The organism is Bacillus sp. FSL R5-0431, from assembly GCF_038002985.1.
GTDB lineage: Bacteria > Bacillota > Bacilli > Bacillales > Bacillaceae > Bacillus.
The window spans coordinates 483,160-507,612 of sequence record NZ_JBBOOG010000001.1 but is presented as its reverse complement, the minus strand read 5'-3'; the positions used below and the strand labels follow the sequence as shown (position 1 = coordinate 507,612).

The window sequence follows — 24,453 nt, the reverse complement described above, 5'->3', positions numbered from 1 at the left end:
TGTGTCTTCTCTTTTAGTGTATCAAAAAAACCGGCAAAACAGAAAAAAGGTCAGCTATTTTACATGAGCTGACCAAGTACATAGGTGAGATCGTCTTTCTTGTCTTGTGTGTATGCTTCAAGCTGTTTGGCAATGTCTGCAACTGAATGACTATGCTTTAAACACATTCTCATGTTTGGCACATTCAGTCCGTCTGAATACATAATGAATGTCGATCCTTTTTCGTAGGAATAGGTGTAAGTTTTATATTTTCTAGGTTTCCCTGATAAGTATCCTGATGTCGGAAGTGGATAAATATAGTCGCCAGAAGGGGCATTCAAGATAAACCGAATATTACCAACCGAACAATAGGTAAATTGCTGCTGGGAAAAATTCACCTTTAAGATCGCAACTGTGGCCCCGCGTTTATTTTTCATAGCCTGATTGCATCTGTCGATGAGGGTCGTCATATCCTCATGTCCATATTCTTCGACAATTTCGCTGACTAAAGAAGATGATTCATTGGCGAACTGACCGCTGCCTAATCCGTCTGCCACAGCACAAATTAGTTCTTCATCATCTGCTTTAATAAAAAAACTGTCCCCGCAGCATGATTTCCCTTCTTTATTCGATTGATAGATAATAGCATTCACATGCTCATGCTGTTCAATCTGCTTCATTACCCTAGCTCCATAGACGCATCTTCTGATAATGCATCTCGTAGCTTTTTAACTGCCTTCCGTTGCAGTCTCGATACATGCATTTGGGATATCCCGAGTAAATCGCCTGTTTCTTTCTGACTCTTATTTTGTAAATAAGTCAGATTGATAATCTCTTTTTCTCGATCTGTCAGAACATGAAGCACACTCTCAAGCATCATTTTTTGGTTCACGCGTTCGTAGCCTTCTTCCTGTGAGCCGACGACGTCTAAAATGGTAACGGTACTTCCTTCAGAATCAGCCTCAACGCCTTGGTCTACAGACAGCGCTTGATAGCTTTTGCCCATCTCCATTGTTTCAAGTACTTCTTCTTCTGTCACATCTAGATATTCTGCAATTTCTTGTACTTTAGGTGACTTTTGTGTCTCCGTTGTCAGATGGTCAACTGCCATCTTGATTCTTGGGCCAAGCTCTTTTATCCGTCTTGGTACATGGACACTCCATGTCTTATCACGTAAAAAGCGTTTGATTTCCCCGATAATGGTTGGAATCGCAAAGGCTTCAAATGATTTACCGACGAGCGGGTCATAACGCTTAATGGCACCGAGTAAACCAATCATTCCAACTTGTCTGAGATCCTCATGAAAACTTTTCCCTTTGGAATATTTTTTCGCCAGCATATCGACCAGATTTGTATAACATTCGACAAGCGTGAGCTGCGCCTGCTCGTCTTGGTTGGTTTGATAGCTTTGGATGAGGCGATCCACTTCATCTTTAGTTAGTTTCATAGTTTTGGATGGTTGTGTCATGGTCAACTCGCTCCCTGTTTAAAAACTTTGTCATCGCAACGGTAACTCCGGAGTTTGCTTGCACCTCGACTTCATCCATCAATGTTTGCATCAAATATAAACCAAGACCTCCTTCTGCCAATTGATCCACCGTATGAGCAGATGTGTAAGGCCCTAGTCCTTCCTGCTTTTGCTTAAAGTCAAAGCTACCGCCTTTGTCAGAGACAATGATTTCTAGACGATCCTCATAGACAAGAAAGCGAACAGCTACCTCTCCACCTTCGCCATGTTCACCTTTGTAGGCATGCTGAACTGCATTTGTACAAGCCTCACTGACGGCAATTTTTAAGTCCTCAATCTCTTCGTAGGCATAGCCCATACGGCTTGCTACGCCTGAAAGAGTCAGACGAATGATGCCTACGTATTCTGGTTTCGCCGGGATTTTCATCTCGATTAAATCTACTGATTCGTTCATTGTACCCCACCCTCTGTCTTTGCAGAAATGTCAATGATGTCCTTTAGTCCAGTAATTTCAAACAATCTTACAAGCCGATCCGATAAGTTCTCAAGCTTTAATGTTCCGCCTGCTTTTTGAGCCGCTTTAAACAGCCCAACAAATACACCTAAACCCGTACTATCCATATAAGAAACATCCTTCAAGCAGATTTCAAGATGATCCCCTTGCTCCGCTTTAGGCATAAGCTTTTCTCTTAGCTCAGGAGCGGAGTATACATCGATTTCTCCGCTGACGCTAATTTTCGTCTTATTATCTATTTGATGCTCTTTCATAGACATATTCATTATGCATTCACCTCGAAATTCTTGTTTCCTAGAATTTTATATACCCGCATATTTACTTTCTAAACCTTTCTTTTCAGAACAAGTAATGTAAAGTCATCATGAAGCTGAAAATCTTGCAGCTTCAGTAAGCTGGCATAGATAGCATCGACCATTTCCTGAGCTGAATAAGATAGGTGCTCTGCTATAAGCGTTTTGATATCCTCCCGCTCTAAAAAACCGTCCTCTGACTTGGATTCTGTCACGCCATCTGAGAATAAGATGACCATATCCCCGACGTCCAAATACTTCTCATACTGCCGGTAGTCAAAGTCTGGTGCGATCCCAAGGACAAGTCCCTTAGCGTCTAAATCGTAAAATTGATTCTCTTTTTTGCAATAGAAAAAGCCCGGCTCATGACCAGCCGATGCATATTTAAATTCATGCGTTGCTTTATTATAGCTGCCATAGAACATGGTAATAAACATGCTCGGGTCTACGTTTTGCTCGACAACACGATTAAGGGTTTTTAACACCTTTGTGGGACCGCTTCCTGACTCCGGCAAGGAATCCATCGCATACTTAATCATCGACATACAGAGCGCAGCCGGGATGCCTTTCCCAATCACATCTGCGATCGCGATATTAATCGTATCGTGATCGGTGACAAAATGGTAATAATCTCCACTCATCTGTTTTGCCGGCACACTAATAGCCCCGATATCAAATGTGTCTCCTTCTGGAATTTTCGTTTCCAGAAGGGTTTGCTGAACATTAGCAGCAATTTCGATTTCTGATTTAATTTCTTGCTGGATGCCTCTAAGTGTTAAATGTTCCTGGTAAGCTAGTCCGTACCCAATCATGACTTCAATTAAGAAGTCTAGTGAATGAAAGACATCTTTCGGCAAATCAGGGTATAGCTCCTGAATCACTTTTCGGTGAACACTCACTATTTCTTCAGGAGGTATTTGATGCTCAATGGTTTTTCGGCTAAATTTTTGAGCTTGATAAAGCGATGTTTCAGTTAAATCACTGATATAACGACTGAGCAGCTGATGATACCGCTGCTCCATTACCTCCTTAAAATCCATGGTTTCCCTCCTAGCGAAGCCACTTAACAGCTTTTATCTCCGTTCCTTGTTCTTGTGTAGAATCTAATTCAAAATCATCCATCAGTCTTCTGACTCCCGGAAGACCTGCTCCGAGTCCGCCTGATGTAGAAAAACCGTCTTCCATCACTTTACGTATATCCATGATGCCAGGCCCTTCATCGGTTGCAATGATTTTGAGTCCACGCTTTCCGCGCTCCATCACTTCTTCTATACAAATCTGACCTTTACCAGCGTATAAATAGATGTTTCGAGCTAGTTCAGAAATGGCCGTCGTAATTCTTGCTTGGTCAACTGTTCCAAATCCTAATTCTTTAGCAACATTTCGCCCCAGTTGTCTTGCCGCAACTATGTCCCATTCCGTCAAAATTTTCACACAGGATTGGTCTTTCATATCTATTCCCCCAATTCCCGCTTCAATGTCTCAAGCCCTTGTTCAAGATCTAATGCTGTCTGAATTTCTTCCAGTGATATACCAAGTTCAATCAGTGTTACAGCGACTGCCGGCTGTATTCCTGTTAATACAACTTTTGCCCCCATGAGCTTTGACATCGTGATGACATCGCCTAATACTTTTGCGATAAATGAATCGATCATATCAACAGATGTTAGGTCAATGACAACGCCGTTCGCTCCTGTTTCATGAATTTTATTCAGCAAGTCTTCTTGAAAGTGAAGGGCTGTTTGGTCATCAAGCTCCCACTGTATCGAAATTAGAAGACAATTATATAATTTTAAGATTGGAATCTTCGGGTGATTTCTCACTGGGTTTCCCCTCCAATGAAACAATTTTTCGATTTGTCATTTCTAAAGCAGTTTGAATTCCTTTTTGAAGGGTATTCTTTGTTGTAACTTGAGATAAATCAATTCCAAGGGTGACGATGGTTTGGGCGATTTCTGGGCGAATACCGACCAATAAGCATTTTGCACCTACTAATCTCACAGCCTCTGACGCTTGAATAATATGGTGTGCCACCATTGTATCGACGACAGGTACACCGGTGATGTCGATTAAGACCACCTGTGACCGATGCTTCACAACGCCATTTAACAAATTCTCCATGATCTTCTTCGCACGGTCTGTATCAATTGTTCCGACAAGAGGCATGACAGTGATGTGCTCAAACACCGGAATCAGCGGAGCAGAAAGTTCCTGTAACGCAATTTTTTGAAGGTTGACGGTTTTCTCCCATGAGATGGAGTAGTGATTCAATATTTCGTTATGAACTGGTGAGATGAACCGATCAATTTCCCATATGAGCTCATTACTTCCTTGTTCAGTATTTTTGTCACTGTTCATTTTGTGATATAAGTGTGAACGGATTTCCGTTAGCCCTTTTGCCAGTAACTTAAGTGATATACCCATTTGTACAATTTTTAAAGCAAAAGATTGCACTTTTTCTTCAAAATCCTCAGCATTCGCCTCTGAAAGGGATGCCAGAATAAGCTGGACATATTCGGAACAAATCGTTTCATACATTTTATCGTTTAGCATCATGTCCGTTTCTTCTTCTCCGAGTCGTTTGAAGATGTCAGTCCATTCTTTTTCTAATTCCTTTTGGTGCGCTCTAGCAAAAGCTAACACGATATGATTCGACATAATTTACCCCCTACATACATAAAAAACAATAACTTTCATTCTCTCTCCATTATAGCCTTAATAAAAAATGAACACAAAAAAAAGTTGCTCACAGGAGAGCAACCAAATATCACCATATTAAAAATCAATAAGAGCCAAACTAACTTGTAAGGCTTCATCAACCTTCTCCATCATCTCATCATCAAGATGTGTGATTTTATCTGTCAATCTTTGTTTATCGATTGTACGAATCTGTTCCAAAAGAATGACAGAATCTCGTTCAAAGCCGTAGCGCTTTGCATTGATTTCGACGTGAGTCGGTAATTTCGCTTTTTGTATTTGGGCTGTTATGGCTGCAACGATAGCAGTCGGGCTGAAGCGATTTCCAATGTCATTTTGAATCACCAATACCGGGCGAACCCCGCCCTGCTCGGAGCCAACAACAGGAGATAAATCAGCAAAGTAAACATCACCGCGTTTAACAATCAAATGTTTAACCCCCGCTGACTAATCGCTCAACTGTATTCTCAGCCTCAAACTCTGCGTATTGTGCCTCTGAAGAGATATTCAGATTAATTTTCGCCATCTCCATGTAGCCGCGTCTCATCGATTCACGATTTTGTCGAATATTACGTTCACGAATATACGTTTTTGTCGCTCGGTAGATCAATTCATTTCTTGTTACCTTATCCTGCTCTGCTACTCGTTCGATCTCAGACATTAAAGTCTCCGGCAGTCGAATCTTCATTTCGTTTGTTGCGCTGGATTCAGACAAAAAACATACACCTCCACAAAACTTACGGATACCGTATCGATCCATTCCAAGACTAATCATACCATTATTCAATGCACAAGCAAAGCTGTTTTTTCATGATTTCTTATTAGAACATGAAGCGGCTCGCCACCCGTAAATCAAGATGATAATGGAGTTCCTCTTTCCCATTATACGCTTTTTTCCGAAAATCATACGGTATTTCCAAAATCTCTAAAAAAGGGAGAATGTTTACCCTACTTTTGTCGAATAAAAAAGAACGAAGTCAGTTTGACCATCGTTCTTTTGAACACTGTTTATAAAAAGCTTGGCCCGCTTTGAAGCAGCGGATTCCGTACATGCACTCTTTTGCCGTCCTCCATATATACTCTTGGGATGCGGTGGCCAATCGAGCAAGTGACTTCATAGTTAATGGTTTCAAGCCTTTTTGCGATTTCATCGACTGATACCATGTCTTCCCCTTGCTTACCAATTAAAACGACCGGCTCCCCTACTGGAAGATTGTCTTTCAGTTCAATCATGAATTGATCCATGCAAACCCTTCCTGCGATCTTCCGGCGCTTTCCGCCAACGAGCACTTCCGTTCCTGCCAGCTTCCTGATCCACCCATCTGCATAGCCGACTGGAACCGTGCCGATCCACGTATCTTGATTGGCTGTATACGTCGCCCCGTAGCTGACACTCTCACCCTTTTGAATGTGCTTCACATGGGCAAGCTTTGTATGAAGAGACATGGCTTCTTCCAGCTTGAAAGGCAATTCATCCTTGATTTCTTCTGACGGTGACAGCCCGTACATACTGATGCCGAAGCGAACCATATTAAACAAAACGTCTTTAAACCTTAGACCTGCTGCACTGTTGGAGCAATGAACGAGCAGCTTGTCCGTATGAAGCGGCTCGAGCAATGTTTGAAAGGTATCGACCTGCCGATCAAAGTAGGCCTCATCCTTTTCATCTGCTGTCGCAAAGTGAGTAAATACGCCTTCCAGCTGTAAAAAAGAGTGTTCACTGACAAGCTTTTTCACTTCGTTCACTTGCTCTATCGTTTTCACACCTAATCGGTTCATTCCGCTGTCTATTTTCAAATGAAAACGTATAGGTTGTCCCATCTGTCCTTTCACCATTGTGGTGACTTCTCTCAGCCAATCGATGGAGTAAGCGGTCATGATGACATTGTATCGAACGGCGGCTTTGACATATTCCGGCGGTACGGCGCCGAGTACAAGAATCGGTGCTTTGATGCCTTTATTTCTTAAAGAGACGGCCTCATCTAAAAAGGCTACGGCTAATAAGTCTGCTCCTGCTTTGAGGGCAGCTCTTGCCACTTCTATATCTCCATGTCCATATGCATTGGCTTTCACCACAGCCATCAGTTGAACACTTTGACCAATATGATCTTTCATATGTGAAACATTATGCTTAATTGCTGTTAAATTAATTTCTGCCCATGTGTCTCTATAAAAGGCATTTGTGTCCATCCGTCACACTTCCCTATTGAATGATTCAATACCTTTATTATGATACTAAAAATCAAGAATAATGTGAAACAAATCAAAGAAAATCAGCCCTTGCATAGGGCTGATGTTTCATTTCCAAGGCTCTCGCCTGAGATATTTATTTAGCTGACTGGCCTTCTACACTCTTTGCAACCATCAAGAGCTCTTCCTTCGATAGATCACTTGAAGAAATCAAGTAGTCCACTCCGTCAGATGTCCATGAAAGGGATTGATCTGTGAGAACCCCAACTGTCATGCCAAGGTCGACTGGCTCGCCGTTCATCGTCACAGGCGTAGATGCTTCAGCTACTCTCGCTTTTTCCTGAATGAGTGTGAAGGATTTCTTACCGCCATACGTCATCACATAACGTTTCCCAGCATCTGTCATCATTTCTTTCTCTTCCATCTTCTTCACGCCCTCTGGCATATCAACTGGCGTTTTCACCGCAAAGCTGTCAGATGAGTCTGCACTTGTGGCTACATCCATTTGAGAGAGTGTCATGTTTTTCTTCTCATCAAATGCATCTTTGTCAAAGGATTTATTGAATTCAAAGTGAGAGAATTCCACTTTCACCATTGGCTTTTTGTCGCTATCCAGTACTTTCACACTGGCAGGCGCCATTGTTTTTTTATGAAAGGTAATCTCTTGGGTAGGCAGCATTTGGTTGTGCTGATAATTGGTTTTGGTTTCGAACACATACTTTGAATCTTTCGCTTTGAACTGAGCTGCACTGTCATTTTTAATGTCCTTCACGAGTGACTCAAATAAGTAGACCTGACTGCTATTATTTGGCCAATCACTGTGGAAACGGAAGCTCTTGTTCAATGAAGGTGTCAGCACAAACACACCATTGCCATTTCTTAAAATGACTTGACTCTGATCCTTTTTCGGATTTTCTAAATAGACACGGTAAAGTTCCGGCTTCTTGTACCAAATCTCTACTCGATACTCCTGCGGGTCATTTCCTGTCTCAATGGTCATTTTTGCTTTGGCTTTGTATGATGTCATTTCCTCTGCCTTTTTGTTTAAATCTCCAACGATATCCTGCTGAGATTTTTGACCGCATGCGGAGAGAATCAGTACAAAAAGGATTCCCGTTACAAGCAAAACAAAGCTTTTTCTCACCCTTTTCAACCCCTTCGTTAATTGTGTTAAAAGGAAGAAACCGCTTGTTTGACTTTAACAGTACGCCTCAAGAGTTAACTGCGTACCGCGAACCATCAAAGCCTGTTAGCAACTCGCCCTTCCTTATCGCACTACCCAATATATGAAGGGGGGACAAACAATATGCAGACTAGCTTGACAACCTTTCAATTAAAACTTGTGCAGCAGCATATTCTTTCGTGTGAGTGATGGACACATGAACCTGGTCGCCCATCGTTTTCTTGCTTTTGATGAAAGGTTTTCCATGTTCGTCTTTCTGGATTTCCAAGTCATGAAAGCTTAAATGCCGTCCGATTCCCGTTCCGTAAGCTTTAGCGAAAGCTTCCTTTGCTGCAAACCGTCCCGCCAAAAATTCCAGCTGCCTCTTTTCACTGAGTTCGTTAAAGATGTCTTGTTCACTTAACGTTAAAATTCGTTCTGGTAAACGAGGCTGTCTGTTAAGCACTCGCGCGAGCCGGTTGATTTCTACAATATCAATGCCTATTCCTTTGATCATGAGGTACCTCCTATGATACTCGTACTAATTTGGATGTTCTCTTCATAAACGTGTTACTATAAACTTACCATTATCTAGTCAAAAGGGGTTTGTTATGTTTATTCGAACGGAGAGCTTTCAACAATTTATTAGATCGTATCCAATCGTAACAACGATTCTTGCTTTGCAAATTGGTCTGTGGCTTATATTTGCGATTCCTATTCCTCTTATACAGCTTGGTCACGATCATCTCGTCGGTTTCAATTATGGGGTAGCTGCCGGAGAATGGTGGCGGCTCGTCACACCTATTTTCCTTCACGGAAGTCTGACCCATATTTTGTTCAATTCTATGTCCTTGTTCTTATTCGCTCCAGCGCTTGAGTATTTGCTTGGGAAGGTTCGATTTCTGATCATCTATCTTGGTGCAGGGTTCATTGGCAATCTCGGAACCTATTGGGTAGAGCCTTTAGAGTATGTACATGTCGGCGCTTCTGGTGCCATCTTCGGTTTGTTTGGCGTTTATTTATACCTTGTTCTATTTAAACCGCACATGATGGACCGCGGCAATTCTCAGGTGATCATAACGATTCTTGCAGTCTCTGTCATCATGACTTTCGTTAACTCAAACATCAATATTATGGCTCACTTATTTGGATTGATCGGCGGCATGCTTTTAGCACCTCTTACGCTATTTTTCCATTCAAAAAAAAGACGCTACTAACCTCATAAAAAATGTCGATCACTCCTATGAACGGGAAGCTGATCGACATTTTTTGTTTAAGAAGATTTATTTTTTTCATACGAATACCAATCCATTACACGTGCAGCATCTTCTTCCTCAAGGTGATGCACACCAAAGGAATCAAGCAGTGCAGAGGATTTCACAAAGGTGTGAATACTCGCCAATCGGCCTTTCTTTTGGAAGAAAGATTGCGTCATCGTATAGTTTTGCATTCGTTTTCTCAAGACAATGCCAGTGGTTTTGCCAATGCCTCTTGATGTCAGTTGAATCAATGGATCTTTGATCGTATAGCCTGATTGTTTATAAGCTAAACAGCCAAAAACCAAAGCAATAGGAAGTGGAATGAGTGCCAAATACCCCCATGGTGGAAAACGTACAGATAGGATCACGCCGACAAGTAATGGCACAAAGCCGTAAGAGATCAGGTAGCGTTTGAGTGAACGCTTTGGCACCTTTTTCAGTTCAGCTTCTGGCGCCAAGTGATAATGATCTGTGAATTGAGACAGCAGTTCGTTGATTTTTTTCTTCCGAATCAGCGGAAATAAGACGGAAGAGGTTTCTTTTTCTGTAATAGAACCTCCTGCACTCACAAGCATCACCGTCGCAAAGCCAAAAGGCTCACGGAGAATATTTTCTTTGATTTTCACTGCTTGAATTCTCGCAAGTGGAATGGTCATTTGATGCCTCTCGATGAGCCCTCTTGTGATAATGATGTCTTTCCCTTTTCGTTTTGCGGTAAAATTCGCATATTGAAGGGCTGTTACCCCAACACTAAGAATCCACGCAATCAATACGGCAAGAAATATGAGAATCGCATAAATCTCAACACTCGCATGACTTAAAAAAGAGAACCGCTTGACGAATCCGTCCAAAGGAAGAATTTCATCTATTTGTGTGTAAATGGCGAGACACCCGGAAATAATGACTCCGATTCCGCTTGAAGTGGTCGCAGCCAAAAGCAGCTCTGGTACACCCATCCGATAGGAAACATTCATTTCTTCTTCTACAGGTTGTTGCGCTGTCAGAGGATCATGCGGAACATCCCCATTTTCATCCAACATCTCTTCTTGCTGCAAGCTTTTCTTCCGGTTGAAAATCGATTGCTTTAATTGTTCCGCTTCTGCTTTTGTAATCGCCGTCAGGCTCACTTCCGGACCGTCCGTTCCGCCTGCTGTTTCGATTTGGACCCGCACCAAGCCGAAAATCCGCTGGAAGATACCTTCACTTGTATTCACGGTTTGAATTCGTTCTAACGAAATATATTTTTTCTTTTTTGTGATGACGCCCGATTCCACGCGAAATTCATCATCTTCCATCCGGTAGGTGAATCGCCTCCATGCTAAAACGGTTGAAACAGCTTTCCATAAAAGAAGCACACCAAGAATGATAAATGCATAAAAACGAATGCTCGAATTCGAGTTCACAAAAATAAGCACGAAAAAAGGGATAATGAAGTTTTTGATCATGGATACGGCATCTGATATAAAATCAATGAACATCGAGATTGGATGTACACGTTTTGGTTCAGACATCATCTTCCGTCACCCTTGCTAAACGAGATATGTAATCACGAAGCTCATCTGCTTCTTCTAATTCTAGCGCCGGTATATCATGAACTGTAGCAGCAGTCGATATTTGAACAGATGCCAAACGGTAGCGCCTTAAAAGCGGCCCTTGCGATGTATCGACATGCTGGACTCGCACCATCGGTACAATCACACGTGTGATGCGAATGAGTCCATGCTGAATTTCAATTTCATTTTCGAATACTTCGTAGCGCCAGATGCGATGACGGATTTTCGGTATAAGCCAAATGCCAAAAATGACCTGTAAGACCCATAAACCGACGAGGATGGCCCCAATCCAATATGGCCATTGAAAATAATAACTAGCAATAAATACCCCAATGATGATGAGTAAGAAAATCAATGAGATAATTCCATTTTGAAGACGCCATACCTTTAATCCATTTAAGCTAATTTGACGTTGCGGCTGTTTTCTCACATTCTTCCCCCATTCTCTTACTTTTCTATCAATATATTACGAAACAGAGCCTAAAAAGTTTCAATAAGCCTGTTAAAAAAAGCGAACCCTGCAAAGGATTCGCTCTTGTATGTTAGTTGTTATAAGATTTCTTTTGACGACGATCGTTAGAAGAACGATTGCGGTCATTTGATGAACGCTTTTTATCACCGTAAGATGAACGGCTTTTCCCGCGATAGCCGCCTCCTCCGCCGCCGTCTCTACGTTTAGAAGAGCTGCGGTTGTTGCGATTGCGTTTTGAAATCATTGGTGCTTCATCTGTCAAACGAACAGGCGTTGCATCTGGCTCTTTTGTCATCATTTTGATGGCAGCCGCAACCACTGTGACAGAATCATTATCTTCTAGCAATTCAGCAGCAGCTGTCATGTAGAAGTTTAAGTTGTTTTCACTGATGATTGTGCGCAGACGATCAATGGTTACTTGCTGTTGACCTTCAATTGCTTCATCTAGAGTTGGTTCTTTCATACGTTCCATTTTACGTTTAGTCGTTTGCTCAATCGCACGAAGCATATCTTTTTCACGCGGTGTGATAAATGTCACCGCCATACCTGTACGTCCAGCACGGCCTGTACGTCCAATACGGTGTACGTAGCTCTCTGGATCTTGTGGCACGTCAAAGTTATACACGTGTGTTACGCCTGAGATATCAAGTCCACGTGCTGCAACGTCTGTTGCTACAAGCACATCGATTGAACCTTCTTTGAATTTACGAAGCGCAACCATACGTTTCGCTTGTGTCAGGTCACCATGAATTCCTTCAGCTGTATAACCTCTAAGGTTAAGTGCTTCTGTCAATTCGTCAACACGGCGCTTCGTACGGCCGAAGACAATTGAAAGCTCAGGCGATTGAATGTCAAGAAGACGAGTCAATGTATCAAACTTCTTACGCTCGTGGATATCCAAGTAGAACTGTTGGATGTTAGAGACAGTCATTTCTTTTGCTTTTACTTTTACGTGTTCTGGGTTTGTCATGAAACGTTCTGCAATGCGCTTAATTGGTGCAGGCATTGTCGCAGAGAATAAAAGTGTTTGGTGTTCACTTGGTACATTTGAAAGGATCGATTCAATGTCTTCGATGAAACCCATGTTTAGCATTTCGTCTGCTTCATCTAGCACAACAGTTTCAACATTTTGAAGACGCATTGTACGACGGTTAATGTGATCGAGTAAACGTCCTGGAGTCCCTACGATGATATGAGGATTTTTCTTGAGCGAACGGATTTGGCGGCCGATATCTTGTCCACCGTAAATCGGAAGTACGCGCGCACGCTTGTCTTGGCCAATTTTGTATAGCTCTTCCGATACTTGAATCGCTAGTTCTCTTGTTGGCGCAATGATAATCGCTTGGATATTTGGAGACGCTGGGTCGATTTTTTCTACAAGAGGAATACCAAATGCTGCAGTTTTTCCTGTTCCTGTTTGTGCTTGTCCAATGACATCTTTATTCTGAAGACCGAGAGGAATTGTTTCCGCTTGAATCGGTGTTGCTTCTTCAAATCCCATGCGGTTAATAGCTTTCATGAGACTTTCGCTTAATTGAAAATCTTGAAACGTTATAGTCAAATTATTCAAACTCCTTCTAATTGCTGTTTCAGTAATCTCGTGAATGATCATTAAAAACTGCCCTTTTCCGAAAGGACAGGTCCATTATATACAAAGCCCGAATTACCCTACCTTATATCTTACCATTACACTATTTGTTTTTCAACAAGACAGAAATGGATATATCTACTGTTCCACAATGACAGATTCACCATCACTTTGATCTCCATCCATCCATTTCCACTTTTCGAACAGTTGAATTTTTCCGTTATCCAACTGCTTAGGTGTAGAATTGCAAGACCCGCTTCTCATGCTGCCGTCTTTGCTGACATGGTGGTACCTAAAATGAAGTGTTCCATCCTCATTCACAGTTCCTACAAGTACACCAGATACAATACTGCCGCCTTGATATGTGCCCGTTAATATATTCCCGTCCTGACGATATTGAAATATGGTTCCTGCCGATACTTCTCCGTTACTCGAATTAGACTGCGGGACAAAGGTTTTTCCGTCATAATGAAACAACCGAATCAACCACCTTTTCTTTCCTATTGTACCATAGGCTTGTCACTCATTCGACAAAAATGATGCAATTTTTAACAAGTGGGATTCAATTTATATTAGTTTAGCCACATTTTCGCTTTTCTATAGATTAAATTGTTTTTTTTAGAAATTGCTCTACTTTTTCAAACAATTGCTGTGCACATGGCTCGTGACAAACATGGTGTTTACAATCAGGTAAATAAAACATTTCTTTCTGACGAGACGGGATTTTATGATCAATAAATTCTGCACTTGAAGCGGGCACAATCCCATCACTTTCACCTTGAACAATTAACACAGGGAGGTGAAGCTTCTCAAGGGAGCTCTTCGTTTGCTTCACCAGCTTCATAAATTCTACAGCAGCTGACAGCGGCGTGCTCGTTAGCTTATGGCGGTATCTATCATACAAAGGATTCGTATCAATCAGCCCAGACAATGATTCCTTCAGCATCTGCCTTGTGTCTTGAATCATTTGTTTTGGATTCACATATTTAGCCGCAGCACTTAAAAGGACGAGACGAGCAACCGGATACTTCGCTGCAAGATAAGAAGCGATCATTCCTCCCATGGAAAAGCCGATCAAAAAAATGGTGTCGCATGTTCGGTAAAGAGATAGAAGTTCTAATTCAGCTGTTGCAATCCATTCTTGATAGAAAATGCCTTTGAGCTGAAGCTCATCCCCATGCCCCGGAAGCGTGACTGACTGAACGTTCCAATCTGTCTTCTGCTTTAAATATTGCGCCAGCGGTTCCACTTCATAGGGGGCGCCAGTGAATCCATGTATACATAGACAGCCAATCATTCTGTCACCTTCTTTGCGCTCACTCTTTATAGTGCAGTAATGACTTCTTCTAATCTCATGCCGCGTGAGGCTTTGACTAGAACAACATCGTCAGGACCTGCTACGTCAGCAAGTTTTTTCTTCAGTTCCTCTTTGTCCATAAATGAGAACACGCGCGCGTCACCGAATGATTGCTTTGCTCCTTCAGCGATGAATGCACCTAGGCGGCCATACGTCATCACATGATCAATAAATTCAGGCTTGATGTAGCGGCCTAGTTCATCATGATACGTTTCTTCTTCGCTGCCCATCTCGAGCATGTCTCCAAGGACAAGAATGCGATTAGCGAAGCCGTCCATATCTCCTACAAGATCAATTGCAGCTTTCATGGAAGTAGGACTTGCATTATACGCATCATTGATAACAGTGATTCCTTTCTCTGTTTTAAACAGCTCAAGACGCATCCCTGTCAACTTTGTTTGCATGAGTCCTTGGGCGATTTGTCTTTCATTCAGTCCAAAGTGCTGGCCTATGGCAATTGCCGCAAGGGCATTCTTCACATTATGTTTCCCTAATACAGGAATGAGAAACCCCTGAGCATACCCTTCGACTTGAAATTCAGTTCCTTCTGCAAGCTGGTTGATATGCGTTACCTTGATATCACAGTCCTCTGCTTCTCCAAAGGTTTTCACACGCTGCGAAAGTGCAGTCGCTCTCTCGCGCAGCAAGGGTTCATCTCCTAAGTAATAAAAGATGCCATCCTCTTTTAATCCTTTTGTGATTTCACATTTTGCATCAGCAATGGCTTCTCTTGATCCCAAATCTTGCATATGAGATTCTCCAATATTGGTGATGACTGCTGCATCAGGCTCAGCGAGTTTTGACAAAAACTCGATCTCACCTTTTGCACTCATCCCCATCTCCAACACAGCAATATCTGTTCCTTCCGGCATTGCAAGAATGGTGAGAGGTAGACCGATATGATTATTAAAGTTACCATCTGTTTTATGAACTTGGTAAGCCGTTTGTAAGACGGAATGAATCATGTCTTTCGTTGTGGTTTTCCCATTACTTCCTGTAATACCGACAACACGAGGTTTTTCTTCTTTCAAGTATGATTTTGCCAGCTGTTGAAGTGCTGCCAGTGTATCCTCTACAAGAATGACAGGTACACCGAACGGTGGATTGGCTTCTTTTTGATTCCAAAGAACAGCTGCGGCTCCAAGCTCCACTGCTTTAGAAGCAAATGTGTGACCGTTAAAATGTTCTCCAATTAGGGGGATAAACAATGCACCTTTTGATACTTTTCGTGTATCTGTTGTCACTCCGAGAATTTGCTCTTCGCCAAAAGCTTGATTAGATAGTGTCCCACCAGCCATTTGGGCGATTTGTTTCACTGTACGTTTGATCATGATTTTTTCGCCTCTCTTTCTCATTTCACGTTTGAAGGAAAAGAGACACTACCTAAGGATAGTGTCTGCTTGTTGCTCACATTAAAAAGTCGTTTTAATGGTTTGTTTTTCTTGATGGCGTTCAATTGCAAGTGACACTAGCTTTTCAATCAGCTCTGGATACTCTACACCAGTGTGTTTCCAAAGCAGCGGGAACATACTAAATGGTGTGAATCCAGGCATTGTATTCACTTCATTGATCAACACTTCGCCTTTTTCTGTGAGGAAGAAGTCTGCACGTACAAGACCAGAACCATCGAGGGCTTTAAATGCCTTAATCGCCATATCATGAATCGTCTTGTATTCATCCTCTGACACACTTGCAGGAATGATCAAATCTGTATCGCCATCTTCATATTTTGCTTTGTAGTCATAAAAATCTGTTTTAGGTGCAATTTCACCAACGACAGAGCATTTCGGCTCGTCATTTCCTAATACACCAATTTCGATTTCTCTTCCAACGACGCCTTCTTCGACGACCACACGACGATCATATTGGAAAGCCAAATCGAATGCGGTTTGCAGCTCTTCTTTGCTGCGGCATTTGCTAATTCCAACACTTGACCCCATGTTGGCAGGTTTCACAAAGCATGGATAGCCAAGTATTTGTTCCACCTGTTCTAAGCTGTCTGGTGTGGCCTTTTCATAGTCTTTTTTATTGAAGGAAAGGTGCTTTGCTTGTGCAAGTCCTGCTTGAGCAAAAACATCTTTCATCATGACTTTATCCATACCCGCGGCAGAAGCAAGAACGCCGTTGCCGACATACGGAATATTTAGCAGTTCAAGTAATCCTTGCATCGTTCCATCTTCACCATTTGGCCCGTGCAGCAATGGGAAGACAACATCAATCTTCTCATCAGCAGATGCAGGCTGCGGAAACATGCTCTCATTTAAAGAAGTTGGTAAAAACGTCTTTGCGTTCTGTTCAAATTGAAGCATTTTGACGTTTGAAACTGGTTCAGTGAGTTTTTCTCCTCTTAGCCATTCACCCTCTTCTGTAATATAAATTGGATGTATATCGAACTTCTCAGTGTTAAGTGCTTTTGTAACTGCAAGGGCTGTTTGCAGTGATACATTATGTTCGGCTGACTTTCCGCCGTAAATCAATCCTAAACTTATTTTCAATGGATACTCCCCCCACTAAAATTCATCTTTACTATCTTATCACTTTCAAGCAAAAATGCTCTAATTAATTTTTGTTGTTACGGAATTGAAATGATTTGTAAAGGTTGTAAGCGCCTCCCGAGCATTTGTATGTCATTCGCCATTATTTTATATTAAAATGACATTGAAAAGGAGTTGTGACAAATTGAAAAAAATCACAAGTACTGAACAATTCAATGAAATCATTCAATCTGACAAAGAAGTCATCGTTAAATTCTTTGCAACATGGTGTCCTGACTGTACAAGAATGGACATGTTCATTCCAGACATCTTAGAGGCTTATGCTCACCATGAATGGTTTGAAATAAACAAAGATGATTTCCCTGAATTAGCAGAAACGTATCAGGTCATGGGTATTCCAAGCCTGTTGATTTTCAAAAATGGCGAAAAAACAGGTCATTTACACAGCGCAAACGCAAAATCACCTGAAGAAGTGACAGAGTTTCTTCAAGGGCACGTTTCTTAATGGGTTAAACGAAGGACATCAGCAAACGTTTGCTGGTGTCTTTTTTCTTCTCCATCTCTTACATCAAATCTCTCCATAAGACGAGTTGCACATCCAAAACGTTTCAATGAGCGAAAGAATGTTTTATATAGATGTTTCACTTACGACAAGAAATAACAGGAATTATTTCCTGGGAAAGAATGAGCGTCGATTCGGCTTGGAATATGTCGGTTACGTGAATTTTCTGAATTGAATCTTTACTTCTGACATTTCGCTTTGTATAATAGAGTTGCCAATTGATAATGATTATCAATTTCATCTATGTGAAATCCTATAGACGTCTATACTTATATAAAGGAGCGATGAGTCACATGTCTAAGAAGAAAATCAAAACATATCAGCAATTGATTGAAGAGAACAAGAAGGCCATCATGCGCGACCCTAAAATGATGGAAAGTATATACGAAACCATCGACAAAAAGCATCAGAAGCAGCTTGCAGCTGCTGGACGTGAATCATAAACATAAGACGAGCAGTCACAGCTGGCTGCTCGTCTCTTTTGTCTTTTTGAACAGAAATAAAAAAGCCGATAAAATCGCATCATAGATTTTATCGGCTTTTGTTTTAATGTGATTTCGCTACACGGTCCTGCTTCATTCCTAAATAAATGAGCATATATGTGAGATAACCCATTGTCATTGTTAAACCACCGAAGAAGAACTGAGAAAAGACAGGCTCCTCAAATGTTGTGACGGCAGCAAGAATGATCCAGCTCGCATATAAATAAACCATGAACCATTTCATGTTTCTTTTAAGTGTATACAGAAAGAAAAGACCCGCTAACGAAAAGATCCCCAGCGCTAGTCTGAAATAAACAAGATGATCAAACTGGAAGGCAAAAGACACAAACGAAAACGACAGCAGCAACAAAATTGGTAAAGCCGTAATGAAATTTTTCACGATAGTGCCACCTCCAAGACTCCATCTTATTATAAGACAAAATCAGCCGGTTATCGTGAAATACAGACTCGTTTTCACAAATATGTCACGAATTTTTCTTGTTATTTGACACAATTTTTACACATTTACATCACGTTTCCAAAAAAGAACCCAAGCCGTGCCAACAAAGAAAACAAAATGCGCCCCCACTATAAATAGAGAAAACAAAGGGCTCATGCCATGGAAGGGCGGCGGTCCTTGAAAGCTGTACTGAGTAAAGTCCGTATTAGCAAAAAGCAGGATTTTCCCCCATTGATTTTCTAAAAGAGACATTATAGGCACAAGTGATTTCGCTGCATATAAAACAAAAAACGAGGTCACAAGCGCAACGAGGCTGTTCCTAAACAAGCTGGAACACATAAAAGCGAAGCTTGCCATCATGATTACTTCCACCCACTGAGATCCGATAACAGCATACGTATGCTGAAATAATCGTCCCGTACTTTCATCAAATTCAGTACCAAAGAAAATAAGGCCAAATAAAAAAGCTAATACATAATAAAAAACAAACAAATATATGATCGTCAGCACAAGTGTGATGTATTTTGACAGAAAAATTTGCAGCCTTGTTTTGGGCCGGATCAATAAAAACTTGATCGTCCTTTTTTGAAACTCTGTTGAGATCAAGGTTGCGCCAATGACAACAGCGAGCACCTGTAAAATAAACACGACGTTCGTGGAATAAGCAAAATAATTGGCGACAGTGTCTTGTCCACCAAAGCTGGAAATGACTCGTTTCAACGCTAGAGCCATCGCCAATTGAAAAACAACGATCAATCCAAGAGCAATGAATGTGATCTTTTTCCTCATAATTTTCTTATGCTCATTCTTGATGAGTTGAAGCATCTGCCGTCCCGCCTTCCGTCCATTTCATAAATGCCTCTTCAATTGATGGCTTTTGAGGCGTCATTTCAAGTACATCAAACCCAGCCAGAACAAGCTGTTTGTTCAGCTCAGGCACTTGTTCTTTGTTCAATTGAAGTAATACACGCGCTCCATTTCGTTCATATGTATAGGCCTGCGTGTCGAGCCACGAAACCACCTTTTCCACTGGCTGAATATTCATGAGTATCTGTTCTTTCCCCTCCATGTCCCGGAGCTTCGCACTGGCTTTGATTTGTCCTTTTTGAATGATGATCATGCGGTCACATAGCTCTTCTACCTCATGCAATAAATGTGTGGCAAATAAGACGGACGTTCCTTCTTCTCGTACTAGTGTTTGCAAGTGCTCCCTGAATTCCTTCATACCTGCAGGATCAAGTCCATTTGTCGGTTCGTCTAAAATCAGCAGGTTCGGCTGATGTAATATGGCTTGTGCAATCCCAAGCCTTTGTTTCATCCCCAGTGAATACGTCTTCACCTTCTGATGAATGGCGTGCTCCAGACGAACTCTTTTCACCACTTCCTGCATTCGTTCCTCAGTCACTCCATCGTGCATCGCCGCATACAGTTCAAGGTTTTCAAAGCCTGTTAAATAAGAATAAAATTCGGGATTTTCTATAATTGCACCAACAGATGACATCGCGTGTAGAAAATCCTCATCCTGTGAATATCCATTGATTATGATTCGGCCATTGTTTTTTTTCATCAAGCCAACGATCAAACGAATCAAGGTTGTTTTTCCAGACCCATTTGGCCCAAGTAAGCCGACGATTTCTCCCTTCCCTATTTCTATAGATATATCTTGTAAGATCATTTTCCGGCCAATTCGTTTATCGACTTTCTCTACTTTTAGAACAGCAGACTCCAACGTGGTTCCTCCTTCTGATGTAAAGCCTATGGCGGTAAATAAGACCGCTCATTCTGTTAAAAGTATACCACGCAAGACAAGGGGCCCATGAAAAAAGGACTGATCGAGTCAGCCCTTCTTTTACATTACATGGATAGGTTCGGTGATGCTGCGTCTTTCTCGTGTTTTTTCTCCGTTTCTGTCACAATCACCGCACATGCTGCGTCACCTGTAATATTGACAACGGTTCTTGCCATATCTAATAAGCGGTCTATGCCAAGGATGAGCGCAATGCCTTCAACAGGCAGATTCACAGAGTTCAGTACCATAGCGAGCATGATGAGCCCAACTCCTGGCACACCCGCTGTGCCGATACTTGCTAAGACAGCCGTTAAGACAACCGTCAGCATTTGGACAAGCGTCAGTTCAACTCCATATACTTGCGCGATAAAAATGGTCGCGACCCCTTGCATAATCGCTGTGCCGTCCATATTAATGGTTGCACCAAGCGGCTGTACAAAGCTTGAAATCGGCTCTGGCACCTTCAAACGTTTCTGGGCTGTTTCCATTGAGACTGGCAGGACTGCGTTACTGCTTGATGTACTAAATGCGACAACCATTGCTGGAGAAAATCCTTTGAAAAACGCCATCGGATTTCGCTTCGCTAAAATGGCGACAGTTGACCCATAAGTCAGGAAGAAATGCAGCACGAGCGCAACTAATACGACCGAGAAATAGAGGCCCATCGCTTTCATCGCATCAAATCCCTGGCTGCCAATTGCGGTTGCGATCAAACCGAATGTTCCGTACGGTGCGAACTTCATCACTATGCCGACAAGAAACATCATTAATTCATTTCCTTGTTCAAACAGCTTTAGCAAACCTTCCGTCTTCTTCCCAAGCATGGCAATGCCAAGGCCTAAAAACACACAAAAGACGATGATTTGAAGCATGTTTCCTTCAACTAAAGATTGGACTGGATTGGTTGGAATGATGTTGAGTAGTGTTTCTGCCATTGATGGGGCTTCCTCTGCGGAATAATCAGCCGCTTTCGTATCAAAATTACCGAATGCTCCCGGCTTGATCAATAAGGCTAATGAAATGCCAATGATGATGGCAAAAGTAGTAGTAAGTAGAAAATAAGTAATGGTTTTTGCGCCGATTCTGCCAAGCTTTTTCGGATCACCTAGACCTGCTACACCTAGTGTGATGGAAAAGAATACGATCGGCACTACTAACATTTTAATCAAGTTTAAGAAGATTTGACCTAGAGGTGTGAATAGATAAGGATCTAACACTTTGAATACATTTGGAGCGAAAATGTTAAGCAAAAGTCCCGTGATTGCACCTACAATAAGGGCAATAATAATTTTTGTAGCCAGCTTCAATAAAATCTCCCCTTCCTCGTCAAAAAGACCCACGAGAGAGTTTTCTCGTGGGTCTGCGTGTCCTTACATATACCACCGTTTACTCTCTTCACGCCGATGAGGTTAGCTGACGGGTTAGGACGAAGAGATGTCCTTTTTTCTCAACAGAGAAAAATTCACCCCAAAATAGTGGGTCCCCCATTCCTTTAGAAGGATTAAGCGTGTGGTTATTATGATATTTTCATACTATTTATACCTTATTTTTAGAAAATTGTAAACAGGTTCAAATGAACTTTTTAACTACTTTCCTCCTTGTTGGTGACCTCCAAAATATCTAGGATAAACACAAAGATTGGTATACCAATAATGAGTCCCCAAATCCCGATGTAGTGTTCAGAGAAGATCAGCACAATAAATGTGAAGAAAATAGGGAGTTCTGTTTTTGCTGACATGAGCTTCGGGTTTAAGAAGTAGGCTTCAATGGCATGGATGATGACGATCACCAGCACAATATAAAGGACATACATGCCGCCTCCAAGGGTATACGCAATGATGCTGAGTGGAATAAGTGAGATGACCACACCCGCTACTGGGATTAAGCCTAGCAAAAAGACCATGACCGCTAATCCAAATAATTGCGGGAATCCCATAATGCCTAGCGCAATGGTTGTTAAGACACAGTTAACGGTTGCAATAATAAACTGTGCTTCGAGTACCTTTCCAAACGTTCTGGAAAATTTACGTCCAAAGAAGGCTATTTCATGATAGAACACAGAGATTTTACTCGTTTTGAACTTGTTCATGAATTGAATGAGGCGTTCCTTTTCGAACAGGAAGAACATGCTTAATATTAAGGACATAATGACCTGGATACTGAACGTGCTGAAATCTGTTAAGTATGTATAGAGGAAATTAAACCCTTTCTCAAAGTAAGCTGATATTTTAAAATCTCCGAATACGTTGGTGATGACATCAAAGAAGGGTAAATCTTGTGGATGATCTGCAATTTTCTTTCCTAAATGAAATAGCTGCTCCACCTGTTTGGCGATAATTGGCACAAAAACGAATCCGCCAAACGTCAATCCACCAGCCAAAAGAATATACAAAATGGTGATAACCGATTTCTGTCCTATTTTCAGGAAGTGACTTAAAAAACCTCTAATGACCTCTTCTAACCGATTCATCAAAAAGGTGAATATGAAGGTCAAGAGAATTAAATTCATCATTCCTCTTAATAGATATAAGGCTGTGGCTAATACTACAAATACAGAAAACCGCTTAACACCGGGTTTTTCGAACAATTTAAAAAATGCCGCCATTACGTTACACACCTGCCAGGACTAAAGTCTATTTTTCATCGGATCTGATATACATTATATCGGATCTTTCTGTAAATTATATAATAAAAGGTCAATAAGGTCTTACGATTCGTCCTAAATTTATCAAGCTTTAATGTTTTTTCTTTTTCACACAAGAAAAAACCGAACCCCATGTAGAACATAAGGTTTCGGTTTTTAGGTTGTTTTTATACTATACAGCCTGCTTCATATTGCGCATTTCTTGAAGTGCTGTTTTGCTCTTCGCTTCGTCAAATTCACCTTCACTTTTCGCAACAACGATTGTTGCAATTCCATTTCCAATAAGATTTGTAATGGCTCTTCCTTCGCTCATGAATCGATCTACACCTAGAAGCAGTGCAAGCCCCTCCAGCGGAATGACCTGTAGTGCAGCGAGTGTAGAAGCCAGCACGATAAATCCGCTTCCTGTCACCCCAGCCGCTCCCTTTGATGTGAGCATCAGGACAAGGATGATGGTGATCTGCTGACCGATGGACAAGTCTACACCAAACACTTGTGCCAAGAAGACCACAGCCATCGATAAGTAGATTGAGGTTCCATCTAAGTTAAAGGAATACCCTGTGGGGATGACAAGACCAACCACAGACTTAGAGCACCCGTAGCGTTCCATTTTATCCATCATTCTTGGCAGCACGGATTCTGATGAGCTTGTGCCAAGAACAATTAAAATTTCATCCTTGATAAATCGCAGGTAACCGAACAGGCTGAAGCCATACATTTTACAAATGATGTTCAGCACAACGAAGATGAACAGGAACATGGTCATATAAACGGAGAGCATCAGACTTGCGAGCGGTTTAATCGATGCCAAACCAAAGTGTCCGATCGTATAAGCCATTGCCCCAAATGCACCGAGCGGCGCAGCACGCATGATATATCCAATGATTTTAAAGAAAACAAGTGACAGCTTATCGAGCCATTCGATGATGCCTTTCCCCTTCTCGCCAAGTGCAGCGAGTGCAACACCGAATAAAATAGAGAAGAATAAGACCTGTAAAATATCACCCTTTGCAAAGGCGTCTACCATGTTAGAAGGCACGATGTGTGTGACAAATTCCATCCAGTCGATACCCTGTCCCCCGTTTTGGGTATACTGTGAAACGTCCCCTTTTTCAAGCTTGCTATAGTCCAGACCTGCACCCGGCTTCATGATATTTACCACAAAAAGACCGATGACCAAAGCAAGCGTCGTGACGACTTCAAAATAAATAAATGCTTTTCCCCCAACTTTTCCAACCTTTTTCATATCCCCCATCTTGGCAATACCAAGAACAATGGTTAAGAAAATGATTGGCGCGATGACCATTTTAACGGCATTGATAAAGGTGTCACCCAGCGGCTTCATTTCTTTTCCGACGTTTGGCCAAACCATCCCGACAATGATTCCGATAATGACAGCTGCAATCACCTGAAATGTCAGGTTCTTCAAAAGCCTCTTCATAAAAAATCAACTCCCTCACCCTGTGATGTAAACGCTTAACTATTATCT

Annotated in this window: 29 protein-coding genes and 1 riboswitch; of the genes, 3 read left to right on the top strand and 26 right to left on the bottom strand. The window is 41.7% G+C overall.

Annotation, left to right across the window (positions count from 1 at the left end; translation table 11 throughout):
* Window positions 1–59: 59 nt before the first annotated feature.
* From MKZ03_RS02485 to acpS, 13 genes are all read right to left on the bottom strand, one after another.
* Complete coding sequence (locus MKZ03_RS02485; RefSeq protein WP_341030807.1) at window positions 60–659, bottom strand: PP2C family serine/threonine-protein phosphatase; 600 nt, start codon at window positions 657–659, stop codon at window positions 60–62.
* Entirely contained in the window at window positions 659–1,447 is a 789-nt protein-coding gene (sigB, locus tag MKZ03_RS02480; protein WP_099679665.1) for an RNA polymerase sigma factor SigB, read from the bottom strand. The genes MKZ03_RS02485 and sigB overlap by 1 nt, the downstream gene beginning before the upstream one ends.
* Window positions 1,413–1,901 (bottom strand): anti-sigma B factor RsbW, encoded by a 489-nt coding sequence (gene rsbW, locus MKZ03_RS02475; protein WP_307499097.1) that lies wholly within the window; start codon window positions 1,899–1,901, stop codon window positions 1,413–1,415. The genes sigB and rsbW overlap by 35 nt, the downstream gene beginning before the upstream one ends.
* A complete protein-coding gene (locus MKZ03_RS02470; protein ID WP_034663950.1) occupies window positions 1,898–2,227 on the bottom strand; it encodes an anti-sigma factor antagonist in 330 nt (109 codons plus the stop codon). The genes rsbW and MKZ03_RS02470 overlap by 4 nt, the downstream gene beginning before the upstream one ends.
* A gap of 59 nt (window positions 2,228–2,286) precedes the next feature.
* Window positions 2,287–3,294 carry a PP2C family protein-serine/threonine phosphatase gene (locus MKZ03_RS02465; RefSeq protein ID WP_106056749.1) on the bottom strand — a complete coding sequence of 336 codons (1,008 nt, stop codon included), beginning with the start codon at window positions 3,292–3,294 and terminating at the stop codon, window positions 2,287–2,289.
* Between the two features lie 10 nt (window positions 3,295–3,304).
* Window positions 3,305–3,706 (bottom strand): anti-sigma regulatory factor, encoded by a 402-nt coding sequence (locus MKZ03_RS02460; RefSeq protein WP_341030800.1) that lies wholly within the window; start codon window positions 3,704–3,706, stop codon window positions 3,305–3,307.
* 2 nt (window positions 3,707–3,708) lie between these two features.
* Window positions 3,709–4,077: an RsbT antagonist protein RsbS gene (gene rsbS / locus MKZ03_RS02455; protein ID WP_003214235.1), complete on the bottom strand. Its 369-nt coding sequence runs from the start codon at window positions 4,075–4,077 to the stop codon at window positions 3,709–3,711.
* Entirely contained in the window at window positions 4,037–4,912 is an 876-nt protein-coding gene (locus MKZ03_RS02450) for an RsbT co-antagonist protein RsbRA (RefSeq protein ID WP_045210228.1), read from the bottom strand. The genes rsbS and MKZ03_RS02450 overlap by 41 nt, the downstream gene beginning before the upstream one ends.
* A gap of 117 nt (window positions 4,913–5,029) precedes the next feature.
* Window positions 5,030–5,380 carry a type II toxin-antitoxin system endoribonuclease NdoA gene (gene ndoA, locus MKZ03_RS02445; protein WP_003214169.1) on the bottom strand — a complete coding sequence of 117 codons (351 nt, stop codon included), beginning with the start codon at window positions 5,378–5,380 and terminating at the stop codon, window positions 5,030–5,032.
* A gap of 4 nt (window positions 5,381–5,384) precedes the next feature.
* Window positions 5,385–5,666, bottom strand: coding sequence for a hypothetical protein (locus MKZ03_RS02440; protein ID WP_012008995.1), 282 nt, complete (start codon window positions 5,664–5,666; stop codon window positions 5,385–5,387).
* 293 nt (window positions 5,667–5,959) lie between these two features.
* The gene (gene alr, locus MKZ03_RS02435; RefSeq protein ID WP_341030798.1) at window positions 5,960–7,141 is read right to left on the bottom strand and encodes an alanine racemase; all 1,182 of its coding nucleotides are present in this window, start codon (window positions 7,139–7,141) and stop codon (window positions 5,960–5,962) included.
* 136 nt (window positions 7,142–7,277) lie between these two features.
* The gene (locus tag MKZ03_RS02430) at window positions 7,278–8,294 is read right to left on the bottom strand and encodes a LolA family protein (protein ID WP_106037124.1); all 1,017 of its coding nucleotides are present in this window, start codon (window positions 8,292–8,294) and stop codon (window positions 7,278–7,280) included.
* Window positions 8,295–8,454: 160 nt separating this feature from the next.
* Entirely contained in the window at window positions 8,455–8,820 is a 366-nt protein-coding gene (gene acpS / locus MKZ03_RS02425; protein WP_106056745.1) for a holo-ACP synthase, read from the bottom strand.
* 94 nt (window positions 8,821–8,914) lie between these two features.
* Here acpS and MKZ03_RS02420 point away from each other — a divergent pair, with 94 nt between their 5' ends.
* Window positions 8,915–9,520: a rhomboid family intramembrane serine protease gene (locus tag MKZ03_RS02420; RefSeq protein WP_060595589.1), complete on the top strand. Its 606-nt coding sequence runs from the start codon at window positions 8,915–8,917 to the stop codon at window positions 9,518–9,520.
* 56 nt (window positions 9,521–9,576) lie between these two features.
* Here MKZ03_RS02420 and MKZ03_RS02415 read toward each other — a convergent pair whose 3' ends face one another.
* The 7 genes from MKZ03_RS02415 to MKZ03_RS02385 form a co-directional block, all read right to left on the bottom strand.
* Entirely contained in the window at window positions 9,577–11,076 is a 1,500-nt protein-coding gene (locus MKZ03_RS02415; protein ID WP_341030795.1) for a PH domain-containing protein, read from the bottom strand.
* Window positions 11,066–11,545: a PH domain-containing protein gene (locus MKZ03_RS02410; protein ID WP_106031673.1), complete on the bottom strand. Its 480-nt coding sequence runs from the start codon at window positions 11,543–11,545 to the stop codon at window positions 11,066–11,068. Before MKZ03_RS02410 ends, MKZ03_RS02415 begins: the two co-directional genes overlap by 11 nt.
* 112 nt (window positions 11,546–11,657) lie before the next feature.
* Window positions 11,658–13,148 carry a degradosome RNA helicase CshA gene (cshA, locus tag MKZ03_RS02405; RefSeq protein ID WP_060595587.1) on the bottom strand — a complete coding sequence of 497 codons (1,491 nt, stop codon included), beginning with the start codon at window positions 13,146–13,148 and terminating at the stop codon, window positions 11,658–11,660.
* A gap of 165 nt (window positions 13,149–13,313) precedes the next feature.
* Entirely contained in the window at window positions 13,314–13,652 is a 339-nt protein-coding gene (locus MKZ03_RS02400) for a glutamate synthase (protein ID WP_034663966.1), read from the bottom strand.
* A gap of 127 nt (window positions 13,653–13,779) precedes the next feature.
* Window positions 13,780–14,472 carry an alpha/beta hydrolase gene (locus tag MKZ03_RS02395; protein ID WP_034663968.1) on the bottom strand — a complete coding sequence of 231 codons (693 nt, stop codon included), beginning with the start codon at window positions 14,470–14,472 and terminating at the stop codon, window positions 13,780–13,782.
* Window positions 14,473–14,498: 26 nt separating this feature from the next.
* Window positions 14,499–15,863, bottom strand: a complete 1,365-nt coding sequence (locus MKZ03_RS02390; protein WP_341030791.1) for a UDP-N-acetylmuramoyl-tripeptide--D-alanyl-D-alanine ligase — start codon at window positions 15,861–15,863, stop codon at window positions 14,499–14,501.
* Window positions 15,864–15,944: 81 nt separating this feature from the next.
* A complete protein-coding gene (locus MKZ03_RS02385) occupies window positions 15,945–17,027 on the bottom strand; it encodes a D-alanine--D-alanine ligase (RefSeq protein ID WP_060595585.1) in 1,083 nt (360 codons plus the stop codon).
* A gap of 184 nt (window positions 17,028–17,211) precedes the next feature.
* Here MKZ03_RS02385 and MKZ03_RS02380 point away from each other — a divergent pair, with 184 nt between their 5' ends.
* Entirely contained in the window at window positions 17,212–17,532 is a 321-nt protein-coding gene (locus MKZ03_RS02380; protein WP_034663973.1) for a thioredoxin family protein, read from the top strand.
* Between the two features lie 350 nt (window positions 17,533–17,882).
* A complete protein-coding gene (fbpB, locus tag MKZ03_RS02375) occupies window positions 17,883–18,032 on the top strand; it encodes a Fur-regulated basic protein FbpB (protein ID WP_003214266.1) in 150 nt (49 codons plus the stop codon).
* Between the two features lie 103 nt (window positions 18,033–18,135).
* Here fbpB and MKZ03_RS02370 read toward each other — a convergent pair whose 3' ends face one another.
* From MKZ03_RS02370 to dctP, 6 genes are all read right to left on the bottom strand, one after another.
* Complete coding sequence (locus MKZ03_RS02370; protein ID WP_008359528.1) at window positions 18,136–18,471, bottom strand: hypothetical protein; 336 nt, start codon at window positions 18,469–18,471, stop codon at window positions 18,136–18,138.
* A 117-nt stretch (window positions 18,472–18,588) separates the two neighbouring features.
* A complete protein-coding gene (locus MKZ03_RS02365; protein WP_106031670.1) occupies window positions 18,589–19,356 on the bottom strand; it encodes an ABC transporter permease in 768 nt (255 codons plus the stop codon).
* The gene (locus tag MKZ03_RS02360) at window positions 19,334–20,260 is read right to left on the bottom strand and encodes an ABC transporter ATP-binding protein (RefSeq protein ID WP_106031669.1); all 927 of its coding nucleotides are present in this window, start codon (window positions 20,258–20,260) and stop codon (window positions 19,334–19,336) included. Before MKZ03_RS02360 ends, MKZ03_RS02365 begins: the two co-directional genes overlap by 23 nt.
* A 125-nt stretch (window positions 20,261–20,385) precedes the next feature.
* Complete coding sequence (locus MKZ03_RS02355; protein ID WP_307499085.1) at window positions 20,386–21,627, bottom strand: dicarboxylate/amino acid:cation symporter; 1,242 nt, start codon at window positions 21,625–21,627, stop codon at window positions 20,386–20,388.
* Window positions 21,628–21,704: 77 nt separating this feature from the next.
* Window positions 21,705–21,838: riboswitch (cyclic di-AMP (ydaO/yuaA leader) on the bottom strand.
* Window positions 21,839–21,902: 64 nt separating this feature from the next.
* A complete protein-coding gene (locus MKZ03_RS02350) occupies window positions 21,903–22,925 on the bottom strand; it encodes an AI-2E family transporter (RefSeq protein ID WP_034663979.1) in 1,023 nt (340 codons plus the stop codon).
* A gap of 211 nt (window positions 22,926–23,136) precedes the next feature.
* Window positions 23,137–24,405 carry a C4-dicarboxylate transporter DctP gene (dctP, locus tag MKZ03_RS02345; protein WP_034666695.1) on the bottom strand — a complete coding sequence of 423 codons (1,269 nt, stop codon included), beginning with the start codon at window positions 24,403–24,405 and terminating at the stop codon, window positions 23,137–23,139.
* Window positions 24,406–24,453: the final 48 nt, after the last annotated feature.

What these genes read in the sequence shown, in the direction of transcription:
- MKZ03_RS02485 (WP_341030807.1), bottom strand. Translation starts at nt 659, where the DNA reads ATGAAGCAGATTGAACAGCATGAGCATGTGAATGCTATTATCTATCAA.
- sigB (WP_099679665.1), bottom strand. Translation starts at nt 1,447, where the DNA reads ATGACACAACCATCCAAAACTATGAAACTAACTAAAGATGAAGTGGAT.
- rsbW (WP_307499097.1), bottom strand. Translation starts at nt 1,901, where the DNA reads ATGAACGAATCAGTAGATTTAATCGAGATGAAAATCCCGGCGAAACCA.
- MKZ03_RS02470 (WP_034663950.1), bottom strand. Translation starts at nt 2,227, where the DNA reads ATGAATATGTCTATGAAAGAGCATCAAATAGATAATAAGACGAAAATT.
- MKZ03_RS02465 (WP_106056749.1), bottom strand. Translation starts at nt 3,294, where the DNA reads ATGGATTTTAAGGAGGTAATGGAGCAGCGGTATCATCAGCTGCTCAGT.
- MKZ03_RS02460 (WP_341030800.1), bottom strand. Translation starts at nt 3,706, where the DNA reads ATGAAAGACCAATCCTGTGTGAAAATTTTGACGGAATGGGACATAGTT.
- MKZ03_RS02450 (WP_045210228.1), bottom strand. Translation starts at nt 4,912, where the DNA reads ATGTCGAATCATATCGTGTTAGCTTTTGCTAGAGCGCACCAAAAGGAA.
- alr (WP_341030798.1), bottom strand. Translation starts at nt 7,141, where the DNA reads ATGGACACAAATGCCTTTTATAGAGACACATGGGCAGAAATTAATTTA.
- acpS (WP_106056745.1), bottom strand. Translation starts at nt 8,820, where the DNA reads ATGATCAAAGGAATAGGCATTGATATTGTAGAAATCAACCGGCTCGCG.
- MKZ03_RS02420 (WP_060595589.1), top strand. Translation starts at nt 8,915, where the DNA reads ATGTTTATTCGAACGGAGAGCTTTCAACAATTTATTAGATCGTATCCA.
- MKZ03_RS02415 (WP_341030795.1), bottom strand. Translation starts at nt 11,076, where the DNA reads ATGATGTCTGAACCAAAACGTGTACATCCAATCTCGATGTTCATTGAT.
- MKZ03_RS02395 (WP_034663968.1), bottom strand. Translation starts at nt 14,472, where the DNA reads ATGATTGGCTGTCTATGTATACATGGATTCACTGGCGCCCCCTATGAA.
- MKZ03_RS02390 (WP_341030791.1), bottom strand. Translation starts at nt 15,863, where the DNA reads ATGATCAAACGTACAGTGAAACAAATCGCCCAAATGGCTGGTGGGACA.
- fbpB (WP_003214266.1), top strand. Translation starts at nt 17,883, where the DNA reads ATGTCTAAGAAGAAAATCAAAACATATCAGCAATTGATTGAAGAGAAC.
- MKZ03_RS02365 (WP_106031670.1), bottom strand. Translation starts at nt 19,356, where the DNA reads ATGCTTCAACTCATCAAGAATGAGCATAAGAAAATTATGAGGAAAAAG.
- MKZ03_RS02350 (WP_034663979.1), bottom strand. Translation starts at nt 22,925, where the DNA reads ATGGCGGCATTTTTTAAATTGTTCGAAAAACCCGGTGTTAAGCGGTTT.
- dctP (WP_034666695.1), bottom strand. Translation starts at nt 24,405, where the DNA reads ATGAAGAGGCTTTTGAAGAACCTGACATTTCAGGTGATTGCAGCTGTC.